This window comes from Moorena sp. SIOASIH (assembly GCF_010671925.1).
In the GTDB taxonomy this organism is placed as follows: domain Bacteria; phylum Cyanobacteriota; class Cyanobacteriia; order Cyanobacteriales; family Coleofasciculaceae; genus Moorena.
In genome coordinates, this window is the sequence record NZ_JAAHIH010000008.1 from 289,687 (window position 1) to 306,652 (window position 16,966).

General features: G+C 42.6%; 14 protein-coding genes. 9 read left to right on the forward strand and 5 right to left on the reverse strand.

The genetic code is table 11. The features are described 5' to 3' along the window. The first annotated feature begins 53 nt into the window (after window positions 1-53). The 5 genes from F6J90_RS39355 (at window position 54) to F6J90_RS39375 (ending at window position 6,844) form a co-directional block, all read left to right on the forward strand. Entirely contained in the window at window positions 54-1,073 is a 1,020-nt protein-coding gene (locus F6J90_RS39355) for a PDDEXK nuclease domain-containing protein (RefSeq protein ID WP_293107096.1), read from the forward strand. Between the two features lie 187 nt (window positions 1,074-1,260). Beyond that, on the forward strand, window positions 1,261-1,704 hold the full coding sequence (locus tag F6J90_RS39360) for a nucleoside deaminase (protein ID WP_293107099.1): 444 nt from the start codon (window positions 1,261-1,263) through the stop codon (window positions 1,702-1,704). Window positions 1,705-2,156: 452 nt separating this feature from the next. Continuing rightward, window positions 2,157-3,473 carry a ferritin-like protein gene (locus F6J90_RS39365; protein WP_293107102.1) on the forward strand — a complete coding sequence of 439 codons (1,317 nt, stop codon included), beginning with the start codon at window positions 2,157-2,159 and terminating at the stop codon, window positions 3,471-3,473. A 61-nt stretch (window positions 3,474-3,534) separates the two neighbouring features. Beyond that, window positions 3,535-5,496, forward strand: a complete 1,962-nt coding sequence (locus tag F6J90_RS39370; RefSeq protein ID WP_293107105.1) for a LodA/GoxA family CTQ-dependent oxidase — start codon at window positions 3,535-3,537, stop codon at window positions 5,494-5,496. Beyond that, the gene (locus tag F6J90_RS39375; protein ID WP_293107108.1) at window positions 5,489-6,844 is read left to right on the forward strand and encodes a tryptophan 7-halogenase; all 1,356 of its coding nucleotides are present in this window, start codon (window positions 5,489-5,491) and stop codon (window positions 6,842-6,844) included. Before F6J90_RS39370 ends, F6J90_RS39375 begins: the two co-directional genes overlap by 8 nt. A 260-nt stretch (window positions 6,845-7,104) precedes the next feature. On the opposite strand, the gene F6J90_RS39380 is transcribed toward F6J90_RS39375, so the two are convergent. Continuing rightward, window positions 7,105-7,281: a hypothetical protein gene (locus F6J90_RS39380; RefSeq protein WP_293107110.1), complete on the reverse strand. Its 177-nt coding sequence runs from the start codon at window positions 7,279-7,281 to the stop codon at window positions 7,105-7,107. Between F6J90_RS39380 and F6J90_RS39385 the strand changes: the two genes are divergently transcribed. Continuing rightward, window positions 7,274-7,540, forward strand: a complete 267-nt coding sequence (locus tag F6J90_RS39385; RefSeq protein ID WP_293107113.1) for a hypothetical protein — start codon at window positions 7,274-7,276, stop codon at window positions 7,538-7,540. The two genes, F6J90_RS39380 and F6J90_RS39385, sit on opposite strands and share 8 nt — an antisense overlap. Here the strand turns inward: F6J90_RS39385 and F6J90_RS39390 are convergent. The 3 genes from F6J90_RS39390 to F6J90_RS39400 all read right to left on the reverse strand — a co-directional run bounded on the left by F6J90_RS39390 (window position 7,424) and on the right by F6J90_RS39400 (window position 12,402). Next, entirely contained in the window at window positions 7,424-9,238 is a 1,815-nt protein-coding gene (locus F6J90_RS39390; protein ID WP_293107116.1) for a hypothetical protein, read from the reverse strand. The two genes, F6J90_RS39385 and F6J90_RS39390, sit on opposite strands and share 117 nt — an antisense overlap. Window positions 9,239-9,548: 310 nt before the next feature. Next, on the reverse strand, window positions 9,549-11,018 hold the full coding sequence (locus F6J90_RS39395; RefSeq protein WP_293107120.1) for an NAD(P)/FAD-dependent oxidoreductase: 1,470 nt from the start codon (window positions 11,016-11,018) through the stop codon (window positions 9,549-9,551). 322 nt (window positions 11,019-11,340) lie between these two features. Then, window positions 11,341-12,402, reverse strand: coding sequence for a glycosyltransferase (locus F6J90_RS39400; RefSeq protein WP_293107123.1), 1,062 nt, complete (start codon window positions 12,400-12,402; stop codon window positions 11,341-11,343). A 380-nt stretch (window positions 12,403-12,782) separates the two neighbouring features. Here F6J90_RS39400 and F6J90_RS39405 point away from each other — a divergent pair, with 380 nt between their 5' ends. Both F6J90_RS39405 and F6J90_RS39410 read left to right on the forward strand, forming a co-directional pair. Beyond that, complete coding sequence (locus F6J90_RS39405; RefSeq protein WP_293107125.1) at window positions 12,783-13,853, forward strand: glycosyltransferase family 2 protein; 1,071 nt, start codon at window positions 12,783-12,785, stop codon at window positions 13,851-13,853. Window positions 13,854-13,866: 13 nt separating this feature from the next. Next, complete coding sequence (locus F6J90_RS39410; RefSeq protein WP_293107128.1) at window positions 13,867-16,527, forward strand: glycosyltransferase; 2,661 nt, start codon at window positions 13,867-13,869, stop codon at window positions 16,525-16,527. Here the strand turns inward: F6J90_RS39410 and F6J90_RS39415 are convergent. Beyond that, window positions 16,482-16,625 (reverse strand): hypothetical protein, encoded by a 144-nt coding sequence (locus F6J90_RS39415; RefSeq protein ID WP_293107131.1) that lies wholly within the window; start codon window positions 16,623-16,625, stop codon window positions 16,482-16,484. The genes F6J90_RS39410 and F6J90_RS39415 overlap by 46 nt on opposite strands. Before the next feature lie 195 nt (window positions 16,626-16,820). Here F6J90_RS39415 and F6J90_RS39420 point away from each other — a divergent pair, with 195 nt between their 5' ends. Then, window positions 16,821-16,958: a hypothetical protein gene (locus tag F6J90_RS39420; protein WP_293107134.1), complete on the forward strand. Its 138-nt coding sequence runs from the start codon at window positions 16,821-16,823 to the stop codon at window positions 16,956-16,958. Window positions 16,959-16,966: the final 8 nt, after the last annotated feature.

Here is a 16,966-nt window from a genome sequence, read left to right on the forward strand (position 1 = left end):
CCGGGGAGTGTCAAGATCACCTTTTGGACAAATGTTGTTGAATCGGAAACCAGATGAGTGACTTGGATTCAGGGAAGTATCGGCAACTACTAGTAGAAGTCAAGGAGCGCATTCGCCAGGCCCAGTACCAATCCCTCAAAGCAGTCAACAAGGAATTAATTACTCTTTATTGGGATATTGGACGGTTAATTGTGACCCGTCAACAGGGAGAAACCTGGGGTAAGTCAGTCGTAGAACAACTAGCAAAAGACTTACAAGCGAAGTTTCCAGGTATCAGTGGCTTTTCGGTTCGTAATATCTGGAATATGCGCAATTTATATCTCACCTACTCTCAAAATGAAAAACTGCAACCAATGGTTGCAGAAATTGCTTGGAGTCATAATTTGGTGATTATGCAAAAGTGTAAAAATGACTTACATCGAGAGTTTTATATCCGGATGACGCGGAAATTTGGCTGGACAAAAAATGTTTTGATTCACCAAATAGAGAATCAAACCTACGAGAAAACGTTGCTGAATCAAACGAATTTTGAACAGACAGTTTCCGAGGATATTCGTAAGCAAGCTAAGTTAGCCGTTAAAGATGAGTACATCTTTGATTTTTTGGAGCTAGCCGATCAGTACAGTGAGCGTCAGTTAGAGCAAGCAATTCTAGCCAAGGTCGAACCATTTTTACGGGAAATGGGAGGAATGTTTGCTTTCATTGGCAGTCAGTATCGCTTAGAAATTAGCAACAAAGAGTATTTTATTGATTTGCTGTTATTTCATCGCCATCTAAAATGTTTGGTAGCCATCGATTTAAAAATAGGGGAGTTTTTGCCAGAATATATAGGCAAGATGCAGTTTTATTTGGCAGCGTTAGATGACAAAGTGAGGCTAGAAGAGGAGAATTCTGCCATAGGAATTATTCTGTGCAAGTCTAAGGATAAGACCATTGTGGAATATGCCTTGAAAGAGTCAAACAAACCCATTGGTGTTGCTACTTATCGAATAGTTTCAACGTTACCACAACAATTGCAGAATCAACTTCCTGCACCTGAACAAGTAGCTCTGTTATTGGAGGGGGTGGAGTGATAGTAACCATTAGCTGTTCGCGTAGCGCATAAGCTGAATCCCTTAGAAATTAGCAACAAAGAGTATTTTATTAATTTGCTGTTATTTTATGGCCGTCTCAACTGTTTGGTAGCCATCGATTTAAAAATAGGATAGTTTTTGTCGTAATATATAGGCAAGATGCAGTAGGTCAGAGTGATGAGGTAGAATGGTAAATCAGTTTATGCTAGCAGCATTTAAAGAAGCTCAGATGGGTTTCCAAGAGGGAGGAATACCTATCGGTTCAGTTGTGGTTAAGGGCGGTAAAATTGTAGGGCGTGGACACAACAGGAGAGTCCAAAAAGGTAGTGCAATCCTTCATGGCGAGATGGATGCTCTTGAGCATGTTGGCTCTCAACCTGCTTCTTTTTATCAAGATGTAGTTTTGTACACTACATTATCCCCATGTAGTATGTGTACTGGTGCTATTTTGTTGTACAAGATCCCTCATGTTGTGATTGGGGAAAACAAAACTTTTTTAGGTGAGGAAGAATTACTCCGTTCTAGAGGTGTGATTGTTGAGGTTTTAAACGACGATAGTTGCTATCAATTAATGCAAGACTTTATTCTGAATAACTCTAAACTTTGGAATGAGGATATTGGTGTTGTGTAAGCATTCAGCGGTCAGCGGTCAGCGGTCAGCCTTTAACTGATAGCTGATAGCTGTTCCCGTAGCGTGCGTGGCACAGGCTTCTAGCCTGTGATCTAGCCCATTAGCTGATAGCTTACCTATGATAATCGCTATAAACTTAGTAAATTCAGGGATTGAATGCCGTCTTAGGGAACTTAACAGCAAGTTAATAAATTATTTTATACAGTACTGCATCGCTTTTTCTATCGATTCCAGTTTCAGATATCAACTGAAAAACATCAAATATAGCACTTGTAAAACCTGCGCTACCATACCCTGTCGTAAATTCATCCAAACCCTGGGGCTATAAAGCTCTCTACTCATAGATCGTGGAATTATTAAATAAATTTAAGTTCTCGTATCTATTGATACATGCTATAATTCCTGAGGCGATCTAGGTTCTTTTATCTATCAGGGCAACAGGAGCGATAAGAATGACAGTTTCTGTACAAAAACCTCTACGACTGACCTATGAAGCAATTATTACGAAGGAAAAGCTGAGGGGTTCTCTTCAGGCAGCATTGTATCTAGAGTTTGCGACCATTCCTCCCTATTTGACAGCTGTTTATTCCATGAAAGATAAATCAGCTGAAGCCTATCAAATCATCAGAAGTGTGGCGTTGGAGGAAATGTTGCATATTAATTTAGTATGCAATTTGCTACTGGCTATCGGTTATACTCCTCTATTCGTCAAACCAGCTAGTGATCCGTTTAATGGTCTGGTTAATGCTCCGGTTCCTTACATTTCGGAAATTACCTATCCTACCTATATATTGCCGAATTTCTACGAGGGTCCGTATGTGCAAATTCTGGCAGCATCTCCAGAATTAATCAAACAGACATTCATGGCGATTGAGGAACCGATGCAGTCTAATCAGCCCCTGCCAGCACAAGGGGAGAAATTTACCAGCATTGGGCAAATCTATCAAGCCATTAAAGAAGGGTTTGAGTATCTCGACGCCAATATAGGTAGTGCAGCTCTGTTTTCCGGAACTCCTGAGCATCAGAAAACTAACTACTACTTTGGCAGCGGTGGTGGAAAAGCGATCGCAGTAACCAATCTCGAAACTGCTGAGCAAGCAATTGAGCAAATCGTACAACAGGGAGAAGGAGCAACTCCTCCTACCACAGAGTATCGGCCTAAGCAACCCTATGGAACCTATAACCGATATGGTCATCGTAACGATGGTACCTACGGTCCAATTCTAGGGACTCCATTCGAGTTATCTCATTACTTTAAATTCAGGGATATCGCAGATGGGAAAATTCCCCTGCCATCAGCTTATCCGATGTTGCCCAATCCCTCAATAGCGAAGTTTACAGGGACACCTGCTGAAGAGCTTGCTAGTCACTTCCAAGATGACTACAGTCTGATGATCCGAGCGTTGGAACAAGCGTTTGCCGACAATACAGACACTCAAGCCTATTTCACAACTGTTGTTGAGCTGATGCAGGGTGTATTTCCCACCGTGATCACTCAGTTAATGAAAACTCCAATTTCGGCAGATACCAACTCAACTCTTGGTCCTACTGCTGGTCCTTGTTTTGAATATACATCAATAACTCTTCAGGAAATTACTGCTAAGGTCAGTAACTTGAAAAAGAAATGTCTTCAATCCCTCTTACCTAAGGATAAGTCTTCTCAGGATGAAGTCTCACGGGCCATGGCAGATACTTGGCATAAACTTGATGAAGCTCTTCAAAAAATCAGCAAAAAAATCGAGGGAACTCCCCTAGAGAAGCACTTGTAGAGAAGTGATTAGAGAAGCGCTTGTCAAGCCTTTGATAAAACCCCAAGTAGAGCAAGTTTAAATGCTGAAACTATTGCTGATAGTGCTAGTGCTGGTAGTGCTGCTATCCCTAGTATGGCTAGTATTGCCCAAAAAATGGAGGATAATCCTAGGAGGAGGAAAAATGGTAGTTAAGTATAAAATTCATCCTGCAATCGGTATTGCTCGTGTTGGTAACAGCGAAGAGTATTATCTAGAACCAGAAACAAGAGGAGGACTTCCCATCAAGCCAGATGGAAGTGAGTTTCAAAAAACTGACTTCCGAGATAGTCAGAGCAGACTGCGTCGCCAAGCAGTCCGTTTTCGCCTTTATAAATACACCTACTCAGAAGATGAGAGTACATTGATAGAGGTAACAGAAGTTACTCAGTCAAATATGGATTCTCTGGGTATAAGTAGTATTGATTGGACTGTTCATTTAGCTAATAAAAAAGCTAGTTGGTACGAGTTCCAGACTATAAAAGGTGAAAATGGATACGCTTCCAATCATCCTTTACGTAACAGTAATTATTCAGAACATTCAGGAGACCGGACATATCTCTTCATCGATTTCGGTTACAGAACCTTATCGTTAGAACCATCAACTTCTCTGCCATCAGCTCCCCAGGAATTCAACGAGGCAACTAAACCTGCTGGTTATCCTAGTCGCTATCCTCCGGAGCCACTATATGATGGTTCTAGCACAACCGTGACCATTAGTTCCTTAGGAAAGGTACTAATTGACTCTGATGGTAAACTGATCGTAGTAGGAGGATACGGTAAAGCTGGTTCGAGCAACGCAAAACCAGAGATTACGGATTATGCTAACAATGACTATTGGTGGGATGATACCTCCGACGGACCAGTTTCTGCAACAATAACCTTTGCCGACAGCACTCAAAAAGAAGCATCTCCTGCTTGGGTATTGGTGGGACCACCTGCTTATGCCCCGGAGATTGTCAATATGGTCACCCTGTACGATACCATCTTTGATGTGGCGGTGCGGGAGATGGAATACCGCCCAGATATTTACGAGGATAGTTTTTGGAAAAAGGGTTCTACGGGTTACAAACCGAACTTCCAGGCGGACATCAAACCCATTCTCGACCATGCTTCTATGATGCCCTGGGTAGTTGCCATACCGCCCAAACCCCATACCTTTGACTCTGATTTACTAGGAAATACCAGTCAAGACTACAACGGTCTACGGGCATACTTTTTTGACCAAATCCGGGCACCAGACCAGAAAAATACGCTGAAATCTCCGAAAACTGGCTATCCGATGATGCCCTATTTGGCAGGAGACGATGCCACTGGTTCCAGCCAGAAGTCAAAGAAGTATCTGACCTTGACAGACACCCAATATTTCATGCTTCAGCAGTGGGTAGAGGGATACTTTGAAAACATTACACCACCAACCCCTCAGGTAGCAGATCCTGGTCAAGAGCTTACCTGTGCTAGCTTGGAAAACTGCGTGGGAGGGGCTTTTTCTCCTGGAATCGAAATGACCTGGATTTCACGGAATCCCAAGATTTACTCTGAGCCTTTCCGGATTAACAAGAAAACAATCAACTACAGTGAAAATAAGCCCCTTAGCTTGGGTATGAACTTGGACGAAGGTGTTGAGCCAGGGGATATTACCAAGTTTATGGCTTTGCCTTGGCAGGCAGATTTCAATGAGTGTTCTATTCAACCTCTTGACCGTATTGTTTGGTGGTGGCCTGCACAGCGCCCATACTTTGTCTATTCCGATCCTACTCCCACATCTACTTTCCAAACGCAAGGACCAGACGAGAGTATCAAGGATCGACAGATGCCTTGGATAGGCACTGACTACGACCAAAATGCTAGCGATTACGTTATGTTTCCCGATGGCGTAGACATGGTTCAGAAGTGGCATGAACTGGGATTTGTGTTGGAAGTTTCACACTATGACCAGAATTGGCCTAGTACTTTGCCTAAACCCTATTACGCTGAAGTAGACCGAACCTTACCTCGTGACTAATCACCTCCCTTCGGAGATTGATATTGCTATTATCGGTGGTGGTCCTGCAGGGGCTGCCACTGCCCTTGCTCTCCAGAAACAGGGAGCAAGACCGATTGCCATCTTTGAAAAATCTCAGCAGGATGATTTTCGAGTTGGTGAAACTATCTCCCCCAACACCCAATCGATTTTAAAGGAATTGGGGGTGCTGGACTCCTTTTTAAAAGATGGTCATCTGCCATCTTTAGGTAGTAGTTCGGCTTGGGGCAGTGCTGAACTTGGATTTAATGATTTCTTCCTCTATCCTGGTAGACAGGGTTGGCATTTAAAGCGATCGCGTTTTGATGCTTCTCTGGCGGAGTCGGCAGCAGAGGTTGGTGCGATCCTCATGCGCCAGACTAAGGTGATCAGATGGCAGCAATTAAGGGATGGCAAATGGCTTCTGAGCTTACGTAGTAAAGACCGTGGAGAATTTCAGGTCAAGGCGTCTTTTGTGGTTGATGCCAGCGGACGCCGTAGCCTATTTGCCATTAGGCAAGGAGCAAAGCCAGTCCGGATCGATCAGCTGATTGGTGTTGCCTGTGTCTTCACCTTTGAAACAGATGCTCCCCAAAATTACTACACTTTAGTAGAGGCAACGGAATTGGGTTGGTGGTATGCTGCTCGTTTACCTAATCAGCGGGTGATTGTTAGCTTAATGAGCGATCGCAAACTGCTGCAGCAATATGGACTCCTGCAATTGCCCAATTGGACAGCATATCTCCAGAAAACTCAGTACGTGCAGGAATTAAGTGCTAACGCTTCTTCTCAATCCAGGCTTTTGATTCAGCCAGCCTATTCTCAGTATTTAGATCAGATCACTGGTGATGGCTGGCTAGCTGTTGGGGATGCAGCTTGTACCCTAGATCCCCTATCGTCGGCTGGTATTCACAAGGCGTTGGAGTCGGGAATTAAAGCAGCTGATGCGATCGCAAATTATTTTAAAGGTAATTCTCAAGCTTTGAGCACCTACGAATCTCAAGCCCTTCACCAGTTTGAACTGTATTTAGAAGACCGGCGCAAATACTATGCTATGGAAACTCGTTGGTCTAATTCCCCTTTCTGGCAGAGCAGAAGAGGTAGCATTACTCTTGCGCCCTCACAACCCCTTCTTTTTCAAGAATCACCTCAAATTGCCAAAACCTTAAGGGGATTGACCATGTACCTACCTGCTAAGGATTTACGCTTGCTCTGTAATTTCTGTACCTCTGGCAACATCGCCAGTGATGTAGTTTCCAAATTCCTCAGCGAAACACATCACCAAGTTTCTGCCTACCGAGTTATTGAAGCACTTCAATATCTATTACAACAAGAGGTAATATCAGCGTAAGTATTCAGCCGTCAGCTGTCAGCCGTCAGCTTTATGAATCCCTGACAGCAGACATAACAGAGCTTAAACGAATGCTTACCTCTTTTATTCAAAAGCACCTCAAGTAGCGTGACACAGGCTTCGACGCTGGGACGTAACGCATAAGCTGATAGCTGATAGCTGAATGCTTACCAGATAGTTAGTCGGTAGAAGTATTGCATAGGGACTATAGTATTCTTTTTTCTATTTAGGAATCTAGCCGCTTACAGCGTTTTTCATAACTACAAGGTACACAGGATTTTTGGCGTTGCTGAATCAAGTAATGGATAGGAGTAGAGTGGGCATCCTGCCCGCTCGAAAATAAGCATGAAACTGGCAAGATGCCAGTTCCACCAAGATGCCCATTCCACGCAAGATGCCAGTTCCACCAAGATGCCCATTCCACGCAAGATGCCCATTCCACGGCAAGATGCCCATTCTACAGGTGCGACCCAAGGGCGATTTACTCGCCCTAGGAGGCGCGCACCTACTCTTAAAATCATTCTATTATTCAGCAACGCCGGATTTTTTCCCTATTCCCTACTCCCTATTCCCTACTCCCTACTCCCTGTTCCCTACTCCCTGTTCCCTGTTCCCTGTTCCCTGTTCCCTTTTCCCTTTCCTAAAACCACCTTTAATACCACGGTTTGGATCGCGAAGTTGGATATTATCTTCTAGTTCAAATGCACAAGGGAGTTTGGCAGACCAGCATAGCTCATAGTCTTCTGGAGAGATATCTTGTGGAGAAAAATAATTAATACCATTGACTTGTTTTTTTACTAAATCTGACCTCATCATCTGGGGAGGGAGAATCAGTCGATAGAACGTTTTTTGATTCAGAACAATAACTAAGGTTATAACAGCTAAAGCTAAATAACTAGTTATCCTAAAAATTTTAGGAATTATCCATAACTTGGATGGCTGTATTGTTTTAGTGATTATGAAATTTAAATTCCCATTTTTTTGATTAAAAACTATAGTAATATATAAAGCAGGTAGAAGAATTAGATATCCTAGTCCAAATCTGATTACAGGAGCATAGAGCATCATAAATAGGGTTCCCGAAATGGCTAACCCTAATACCCAAATCAAACCCCAGAGGCGATGAATGATTGATGTGCGGAGAATATAGATGGCTAATAAAATTGAAATTAAAATTATTCCAGTCGCAATTTGATTGAGAGTACTAGAACTGAACCACTGCCAAAATAACCAAAGCCAGGGATTGGAATTTGGGGGAGGTGAGCCAAACCAGGTTCCCCAGCCGCGAGTGTTTTCAGCAACTGCCTCAGCGTCTTCTGCTGTCCAAGACCAAGGTAAATCCAGACAGAAGAAGGATGATGGAAAAAGTGGGCAACCAGAGGTGACGATATTGACAGCAAACATGGGTGATAAGAGTAAACTCGTGATTACACCACCTATCACTAGTCGTTGCAAACAAAACCTACTGAAAACAGTATAAAAAATAACTGATATTAATAATAGGGGTAGAGAAGTAAGTTTTATAGTTACAGCTCCAGCTGCTAAAATTAGTGGGATAAATTCATCGTAAAATTTATTGTTAAATTTATTTTTAAAACTAGAATTTTTCTCCTGAGTTACGGATGATGAGCGATGCTGAGCAATGATTAACATTACCCAAGCGATGATTACAGTAATCAAAATTACTGGGATATCTGGTGATGGAGATACCAGGATATCTGACATCAGACTGGATATGGCTAGCAGAGGGAGTAGAATCAATGAGCAGATGACGATAAACCAGTCACTTAGCTGTGCTTGATTGCTGAATAGTTGAGCTAGAGCAATCAGAAAGTGTACTGTTGCGAGAAGAAAGGCAAAGCCATTGGTGATGGCACTAACTTGAGCATCCAAAATTGGAGGGTTAAACGGAGCAGCGAGAGCAAACCACGATGAGGTAAAACCAAGCTGCTGAAGGAGCAGGGCGATACCTGGCACTGCTCCATACTCGGACAACCATCGGATGGCTCCATAGTGATAGAGACCTGTGTCAATCCAAGTTACTTGTCGGCTGGTGAATGCTGCTACACCAAATTCTAAGGTCAACAATCCCAAGGCTAGGTTGGGAAACAGGATGAAAAATAGATTAGCAATTTGATCGCGGGTAGGTTGTGATGTCAGAGACAATAAACTGAGACTAGCAGCGGTACACCAGCCTACCCAGGAATTGAGGGGAAATACTAGGGAGGTTGCTAGCAGTGCAATGGACAGCACAACGATTCCCAACCACACTGCTGCAATAATGCGATCGCTAACTCGTTTAAAGGAATCTGCTTGGAGTACATTCAGCACAGCAGTTCCGATCAAGTAGCAAGGAATAAGTAGAAAATTCCAAGTCGTGATGAAGTAGAACATGCCTATATAGCATTTGTATCTGGGTTGTAAACACAGGAATTGCCGAAAAAGGCAAGAGGCAAGAGGCAAGAGGCAAAAGCAGTTTTATTGGACAGTAAAAAAAAGACCATACAGGTTTACATCTCAAATACAAACCCTATAGCGTTTCTAGGACTCATGAGGTACACATAACTGTTTGACTATTGACTCTTCCCTTCCCCTCCTGGGAGGGGTTACGGGTGGGTTTCTCTTACCTGCTCCCTGCTCCCTGCTCCCTGCTCCCTAAAACCTAGATATTTGTACCTCACAAGTCGTATAATTGCTATATAGCCTATACAGGCTGAAAAACTGAGTCCTCTACTGAATCCTGTTTTTGCTTTAACTCTTCTGTGGTAAATTCTTCATAGTAAGACCGCTCAGTATTTACCTGCCACAGATCATGGTTTTCCCCCAGTAAGTTCTTAACTGCTAGCATTCCTGTTAACATCGAATGGTCTTGATTGTTGTAGCGATGCATCCCATTACGTCCAATAGTTTGTAGGTTTTCAAAGTCTGCTAAAAAATCTTGAATCACTTGTAAATGCTGACGATAATCACGGTCGTAAACTGGGTAAGCTTTAGGTTGGCGCAACACAGTACCATCCTCTACAGCTTTAGCATCAGCCAGACCTAAACTCGCCAATTCACGGGTGGCTAAATCCAGCAATTTGGTCTCAGATAGATTCCAGATTTCATCTCCCTCATTACAGAAGTATTCTAAACCCAGACAGGTCTTGCTAGGATCCGATACCATTTTTGCACTCCAATTCTTAAAGTTTTGGATGCGACCCACTTTCACCTCTGGACTATGAATATAAATCCACTGATCAGGAAATAGGTCTTTAGCATCAATAATCAGTGCTACAATAATAAAAGCTCGATAAGATAGGGATTTAGCTGCTTCGATTACCGGTGGTGGGGGAGGTGGGTCGAGTTTTTTAACCAGTGCTGTCACTGGCATACTGGAGATGAAATGGTCTCCAGAGATACTGATAGTTTTTTCATCCTGCCAAGCAGTAATGCTTTTGATATGATTACCATCTCGTTGAATACTAGTCACTACAGTATTCAGTCTTACCTGACCACCTTGATTCTCTACTGCTTGCTGAAATTTTTCCCACATCATCCCTGGTCCAAGTAGGGGGTAATCAAATTCCTTAATCAAGCTTTTGCTATTTTGACTTCCGAACAAAGAATTGATGATTGCTCTTTTTAGAGATAATTTTTGAATACGCTGTGCTGCCCATTCTGCTTGAATTTTATCGCAGGGTATGCCCCAGACTTTCTCGGTATACGTTTTAAAAAATAGTCTGTATAGGCGACGACCAAAGCGATCGCTTACCCATTCTTCAAATGTTTCAGGTTCACGCCAAGGTCGCAATTTTGCCTTGATTTTTGCCTTCAAGTAGCTGAGCAAAATAACTACACTGGTAATGATGCCTAGATTCGATAGGGTGTTAAAAATTGAGAGGGGATAGTCGTAGAATTTACCCTGGTAATAAATGCGTGACATGCGGGGAACTTTGATAAAGTCTTCCCCTAAAACCTCTTGCCAACGTTGATGTGCTGCTTCTACTTTGGTATAGAAGCGATGACCACCAATATCGAAGCGATAGCCTTTGTAGACTTCGGTGCGAGCAATACCACCGACTTTATTGGATTTTTCTAGAACGATAGGTTTAATGCCTTGTTTAACCAGGTCATAGGCCGCAGTAAGACCAGCCGGTCCTGCGCCTGTAATCACTACGGGATAATGTTCCATTGATTAAAAATAGTGCGTCAGTGGTGAGTGCGTTAGTGGTGAGTGCTTAGTAGGAAAATATCGATTTTTATTCCATAGCGATCGCAATTCTAGGTTAAACCTAAGGTTAAACGTTATTTTAAACGTCGATAGTAACTGTTAGTGTTAATGATTTTATACTCATAAATAAACTCTATTTTAGTTTATTTTTAAAGAATAATTTATAGCATTTATCATACTTATGAGGTACATTAAATTTTATTACCGTTGCTCCCTACTCCCTACTCCCTACTCCCTACTCCCTAAAACCCATTACGAAAGTACCTCAACCAATTGATACCTGCTATAAACTTGATAGCTTAGGCAAGTATATCCGAGGTTGTAGGTACTTTTGAAACCAATGACGAACTATACCAATGGCAAACGCAAGTCCGCTGTAAAAGTAATACAGCCAGTGCCATGGAATGGTTCCTATAGTGAATAGTAGACCACGCTTTTGATAAAAGAATTGGTAGACAGCTCTGTTGAGTACTACCAGGGCAAGACTAAACACACAGGTAGCAATAGCAATCAGAGTACTAGACCACCAATAAGCTGTAACTAAAGCACCTAGTAGAGCATAGACGAACACCACACTAATACGACTAGACAGTTTTAGGTTCAAGTCACTGATAAACTCACGACAGTTTTCGGGACTTGCGTCGCGAACCTTGAGAATTACGGCAGTCCAGGGCAAGGCGCGGTAGAAAAAGTCAGCTCTAAGGAGAGAAATTATGCCCCAGCGCTTGAGATGTTTCACCCGTAGAGTCTTACACAGCTTAATCCTGTAACCTTTTTGCTTGAGTCGATAGCCTAACTCAATGTCTTCAATACAGGGTTGACGATAATTTTCCTCAAAGCCACCCATGGCAAGAAAGATGTCACGACGGATTGCGCCACAGGCACCCCAGAAGGTAGATGCTTGTTCAGATGCGGTTTGGTGAGTGTAGTGGTGGAGTAAATTTTTGTACTGGGAAAGGAAATTAGCAGCACCGGGAGCATCGTCATAGGAACCAATTAAAGCGGTTAAATTAGGTTCATTGTTAAAGATTTTCAGCACTTGACCAATAGTATCCGGATAGATTGCTACATCAGCATCTATAAAGAACAGGATATCGCTCTGTGCTACTTTTGCTCCTAGGTTTCGGGCTTTAGCCGGACCCCCTGGTGTGGGCAATCGAATTACCGTGGCTCCAAAGTCTTGGGCTAAACGCCATGAGCCATCAGTATCGCCGTCAGCTACTACAATCACTTGATCGGGAGGGGGTGCAGCTTGAGATAGTCTGGCAAGACATTGCTGAAAGTCTTCCCCTCCGTTGTATACGGGGATAATGACGGAGATAGTTAGTCTAGCAGAGTCAACCATTCTTTAGAGAGTTTACCTTCAATTACTGATTGATATTTTGAGATTAAATCGTTACTCTGCATCTCAATAATACCCTCGACTAGTCTAACATTATTTTAGTTAAAATTATTAGCTTACACTAAGTTTTACAAACTAGTTGATTGGCTTTAACAAAACTACCGAATAATCCCCATTAGGGATTTTTTTTTCAAAAAGTCCTGAATTGACTGAGTAACTCTGTACTTGTAATAGAGGTTGTGTCTACAGGTTGAGCAGTCAGCCATCCGCTATCAGCAGTCAGCGGATAGTCAGCCCATTTGATGATAGCTAAACGCTGATAGCTAAATTAAAAGCTCAGTTTATCTCTGTGAAAAGTATAGATATAAAATTTAAATCACCAAATGTCGGTTGTTAAAACAGTTGATAGCTTACCACTGGTTTCAGTGATTATCCCTGCCTATAATACAGAGCAGTTTATTGAAATCACATTACAGTCTGTTCTTTCTCAGACCTATAAAAACCTGGAAGTGATAGTGGTAGATGACGGTTCTCAAGACCGGACAGCTGAGATTGTTCAATCTATTGCTGAGGAAGATCAGCGTGTTATTCTACTACAACAACCAAATTTAGGGGTGGCTGCTGCTCGTAATTTAGGGATTCAAAACGCTAAGGGAGACTATATCGCTCCCCTGGATGCTGATGATATTTGGTATCCGCAAAATTTAGAAAAGCAAGTGAAACGCTTCTTGGCAACAGATCCAGCGGTAGGGTTGGTCTATGCTTGGTCGGTGGATATTGATGACAAAAATTTACTGACTGGAGATTTCCGTGCTTCAATTATAGAGGGAAAGGTTTATAAAACTCTGGTATGTCATAACTTTTTAGGCAATGCTAGTGCATCTGTGATTCGCGCCTGTTGTTTTGAAACCGTGGGTGGCTACAACTGTCAATTGAAAGCACAACAGGCTCAGGGATGTGAGGATTGGGAGCTCTATCTGCGAATTGCAGAACATTATGAATTTGCTGTTGTGCCGGAATTTCTGATTGGCTATCGCAAGATTCTTAGTAGTATGTCTCGCGACTACAGCCAAATGGCTAAGTCTCATGGTTTGATGCTAGGTGACGTTCAACAAAGGCATCCGGAGATTGCAGCAGCACTTTATCGATTGTCTAAGAGTAGTTTTTATATGTATTTGGCACGACAAAGTAGTCAGTGTAGTAGCGATCGCAGTACGTTATTTTGGCTATCTCAAGCTTTAAAAGCGGATTTTATAACGCCTATTTTTCGCTATGGGTTGTATATCTTGTCCATTAAAAGCTTATTTAGAATTATCACTAAGCTTAAATCCGGTAATTACGTTAATAAACCGGGGTTATTGGTAAGTCCTGCTGATTTAAATAAACGCCGACTTAGTCTATATTTCAAGCTTTTGGTTGGACATTTATTACACCGTTTACTGCTGATGATATAAGGGATTTTCGGTTATGCTTTATCCAATCAAAGTGGTGGACATTGAGTTGAGCCGCCCCCTGACTACTCTTGATGGTTTAGATGGCTATATGGGAGTGCAAGGACTAGTTCGCTTCCATGGTGCGCCAATTGGATATGTTAAAGCACCAATTACTAATGGTCACTGCACAGCACAAACCTTAAGTAAACGTATTCTGGAAGACCATAGCGAGACGATTATCAATCGCCTTTTGTACAATGGATTATCCTTACCCCTCGGACGCGAAAGGTTGTGTATTGAGGATTTGTTGGATGTGCCACCACCAGAGTATAAGGGAAAGTTGCCGTTAGTAACGGTTGCGGTTTGTACTCGCGATCGCACTGCTAATCTTGGTCTATGTTTAGACGCTATCAATCAACTCGATTATCCTTACTTAGATATTTTAGTTGTTGATAATGCTCCCACCAGTGATGACACCAAGAAACTGGTGGAAACTTATGCTAATGTTCGTTATGTTTGTGAACCTCGTCCGGGTTTAGATTGGGCGAGAAACCGAGCTATTCTTGAAGCTAAAGGAGACATTATTGCCTATACTGATGATGATGTAGTGGTTGATTCAGGATGGGTTAAAGCATTAGCGCTAGTGTTTATTAAACATCCTGAAGTTATGGCAGTGACTGGGTTAGTTGTGCCTTATGAATTGGAAACTGAAGCACAAGTGCTGTTTGAAATGTATGGCGGCTTCGGGCGAGGCATGAGGCGTAAGTGGTATCAGGTTAATCGAGGCAACAAAATGCCTTGGAAATTCCTAGGTACTGGACAATTCGGTACAGGGGCAAACATGGCTTATCGCCGCTGCGTATTTGATGATATTGGTTTCTTTGACCCTGCTTTGGATGTGGGTACTGTGACTAATGGTGGTGGTGATTTAGAAATGTTTTTCCGGGTGGTTAAGGAAGGACATACCCTGGTCTATGAGCCTAGTGCCATAGTGCGCCATCGACATCGACGGGATTATGCTAAGTTGCGCACGCAAATTACTAATAACAGTATTGGTCTGTTTTCTTACTGTATCCGTAGCCTCTTTGCCTATCCAGATGAGTGTCTTTCTTTCTTGTGGATTTTGCTCTGGTGGATAGTGTATTGGAATTTAAGACGTCTGTGGCTTGGTTTCAAAAATCCCACTCGCTTCCCACAGGATTTAATTCTGGCTGAATTAAAAGGCTGCTTCATTGGTTTAACTCGCTATCACAAAGCTCGCCACACTGCTGCTGAGATTACTCAATCTTTCGGTGAGCAAGAACGGGAAACAGAAGTTGATGTAGATAGTGATACCTACCCGATTTTTTCTGACCATATATTTCCTGCTCTGACTAAGGAAGAAATTCCAAGGATTAAAACCAATCCAGGTATAGCAGTGCGGACTGTCGATCTACGGGAACCTTTACAGGCATTAACTGATGTAAAAGAGTACTCATCAGTACGAGTCTTTGTGAAATGGCATGATCAGCTTTTAGGTAGCGTTGATATTGCTAACCCTGATCGAGGGATTAGCAAGAATCGCTTAATTGAGGTTATTGTCAATCAGTTTGGTCGGAAGCTCCTCGAAGTAGACCTTAACTTCAGTAGGAATTACTGTCAGAATCAAGCACTATCTATCTTAACTAATCACTATAAATTCACGGATAAAGAGACTGATTTACTAACCTGTTTACCTGATAAAATACCAGTCTCTATTATCATCGCTACCTATGACAGACCCCAAGATTTGCGGAGGTGTTTGTGCAGCCTAGTTGCCCAAAAATCTACTCGACAATTGGAAATTATTGTAGTTGATAATCATCCCGCTTCTGGTTGGACTCCACCAGTGGTTGCTGAGTTTCCTGATGTTGTCCTAGTTAGTGAATCCCGTCAGGGACTAGCTTATGCTCGCAATGCTGGGTTTGTTGCTAGTACCGGGGATATTGTGATTGCGACGGATGATGATGTTACTGTGCCACCAGATTGGTTAGAAAAGCTAATCGCTCCTTTTGCTAGACCGGATGTGATGATTGTCACAGGTAATGTTTTGCCCCTACAGTTGGAAACCTTAGCCCAACAGTCTTTTGAAAATTATGGCGGCTTGGGACGGGGCTTTGAGCGGTTGGAGGTTAACGGAGATTGGTTTGAATCCTTTTCGCACCAGCCTGCACCAACTTGGGAGTTAGGAGCAACGGCTAATGCTGCTTTTCGTGCCAGTATCTTTAGCCATCCTAAAATTGGCTTAATGAACGAAGCTCTCGGTCCCGGTATGCCTTCAGGAGTTGGTGAAGATACTTACTTATTCTATAAAGTACTTAAAGCTGGCTACACCCTGGTCTATGAGCCAAGCGCTTATGTCTGGCATAAGCATCGCACTGAGATGGCAGAGCTACATCGTCAGCTTTACAACTATAGTAAAGGTCATGTTGCTTACAATCTGACCACATGGCTACAGGATGGGGATTGGCGAGGATTGGTACAAATAGTGCTGGGATTGCCACTTGCTCATTTATCTCGCATCTATCAACGGCTCAGAGGTTGGAGCGATTATCCAATCTCCCTAATCTGGTTGGAAATGACAGGTAATCTGGCTGGAGTTTGGTCTTTGTGGCAGTCCCATATGCGGGTTCAACGTGAAGGTCGTATAGCAAAGGGAGTAGGGAGTAGGGAGTAGGGAGTAGGGAACAGGGAATAGGGAACAGGGAACAGGGAATAGGGAACAGGGAACAGGGAACAGGGAACAGGGAACAGGGAACAGGGAGTAGGGAACAAAAATTATCACAATATTTTTTCACTCTCGTAAAACAATAATCTCAGCCAAAGACTGAAACTTTTATTTCATCAAGGTTTGAATATTTTTTGAATAACTAAAAATTTAAATCACAATGGATTAAATAAAGCCCTATCAAGCTTTAATTTACTGCTTTATTACAGTCAAATAGGGCTTTAAAATAGATCATAAAATAATTGGATATATTTCCTAATATTCCCGATTCCCGATTCCCGATTCCCGATTCCCGATTCCCGATTCCCGATTCCCGATTCCCGATTCCCGATTCCCGATTCCCGATTCCCGATTCCCGTTCCCCTCCTGGGAGGGGTTAGGGGTGGGT

Bases quoted from the DNA above. Each gene is read 5' to 3' on its own strand.
- F6J90_RS39370 (WP_293107105.1), top strand. From the start codon at position 3,535: ATGCTGAAACTATTGCTGATAGTGCTAGTGCTGGTAGTGCTGCTATCC.
- F6J90_RS39390 (WP_293107116.1), bottom strand. From the start codon at position 9,238: ATGTTCTACTTCATCACGACTTGGAATTTTCTACTTATTCCTTGCTAC.
- F6J90_RS39380 (WP_293107110.1), bottom strand. From the start codon at position 7,281: ATGGGCATCTTGCGTGGAATGGGCATCTTGGTGGAACTGGCATCTTGC.
- F6J90_RS39400 (WP_293107123.1), bottom strand. From the start codon at position 12,402: ATGGTTGACTCTGCTAGACTAACTATCTCCGTCATTATCCCCGTATAC.
- F6J90_RS39385 (WP_293107113.1), top strand. From the start codon at position 7,274: ATGCCCATTCCACGGCAAGATGCCCATTCTACAGGTGCGACCCAAGGG.
- F6J90_RS39360 (WP_293107099.1), top strand. From the start codon at position 1,261: ATGGTAAATCAGTTTATGCTAGCAGCATTTAAAGAAGCTCAGATGGGT.
- F6J90_RS39365 (WP_293107102.1), top strand. From the start codon at position 2,157: ATGACAGTTTCTGTACAAAAACCTCTACGACTGACCTATGAAGCAATT.
- F6J90_RS39410 (WP_293107128.1), top strand. From the start codon at position 13,867: ATGCTTTATCCAATCAAAGTGGTGGACATTGAGTTGAGCCGCCCCCTG.
- F6J90_RS39355 (WP_293107096.1), top strand. From the start codon at position 54: ATGAGTGACTTGGATTCAGGGAAGTATCGGCAACTACTAGTAGAAGTC.
- F6J90_RS39405 (WP_293107125.1), top strand. From the start codon at position 12,783: ATGTCGGTTGTTAAAACAGTTGATAGCTTACCACTGGTTTCAGTGATT.
- F6J90_RS39395 (WP_293107120.1), bottom strand. From the start codon at position 11,018: ATGGAACATTATCCCGTAGTGATTACAGGCGCAGGACCGGCTGGTCTT.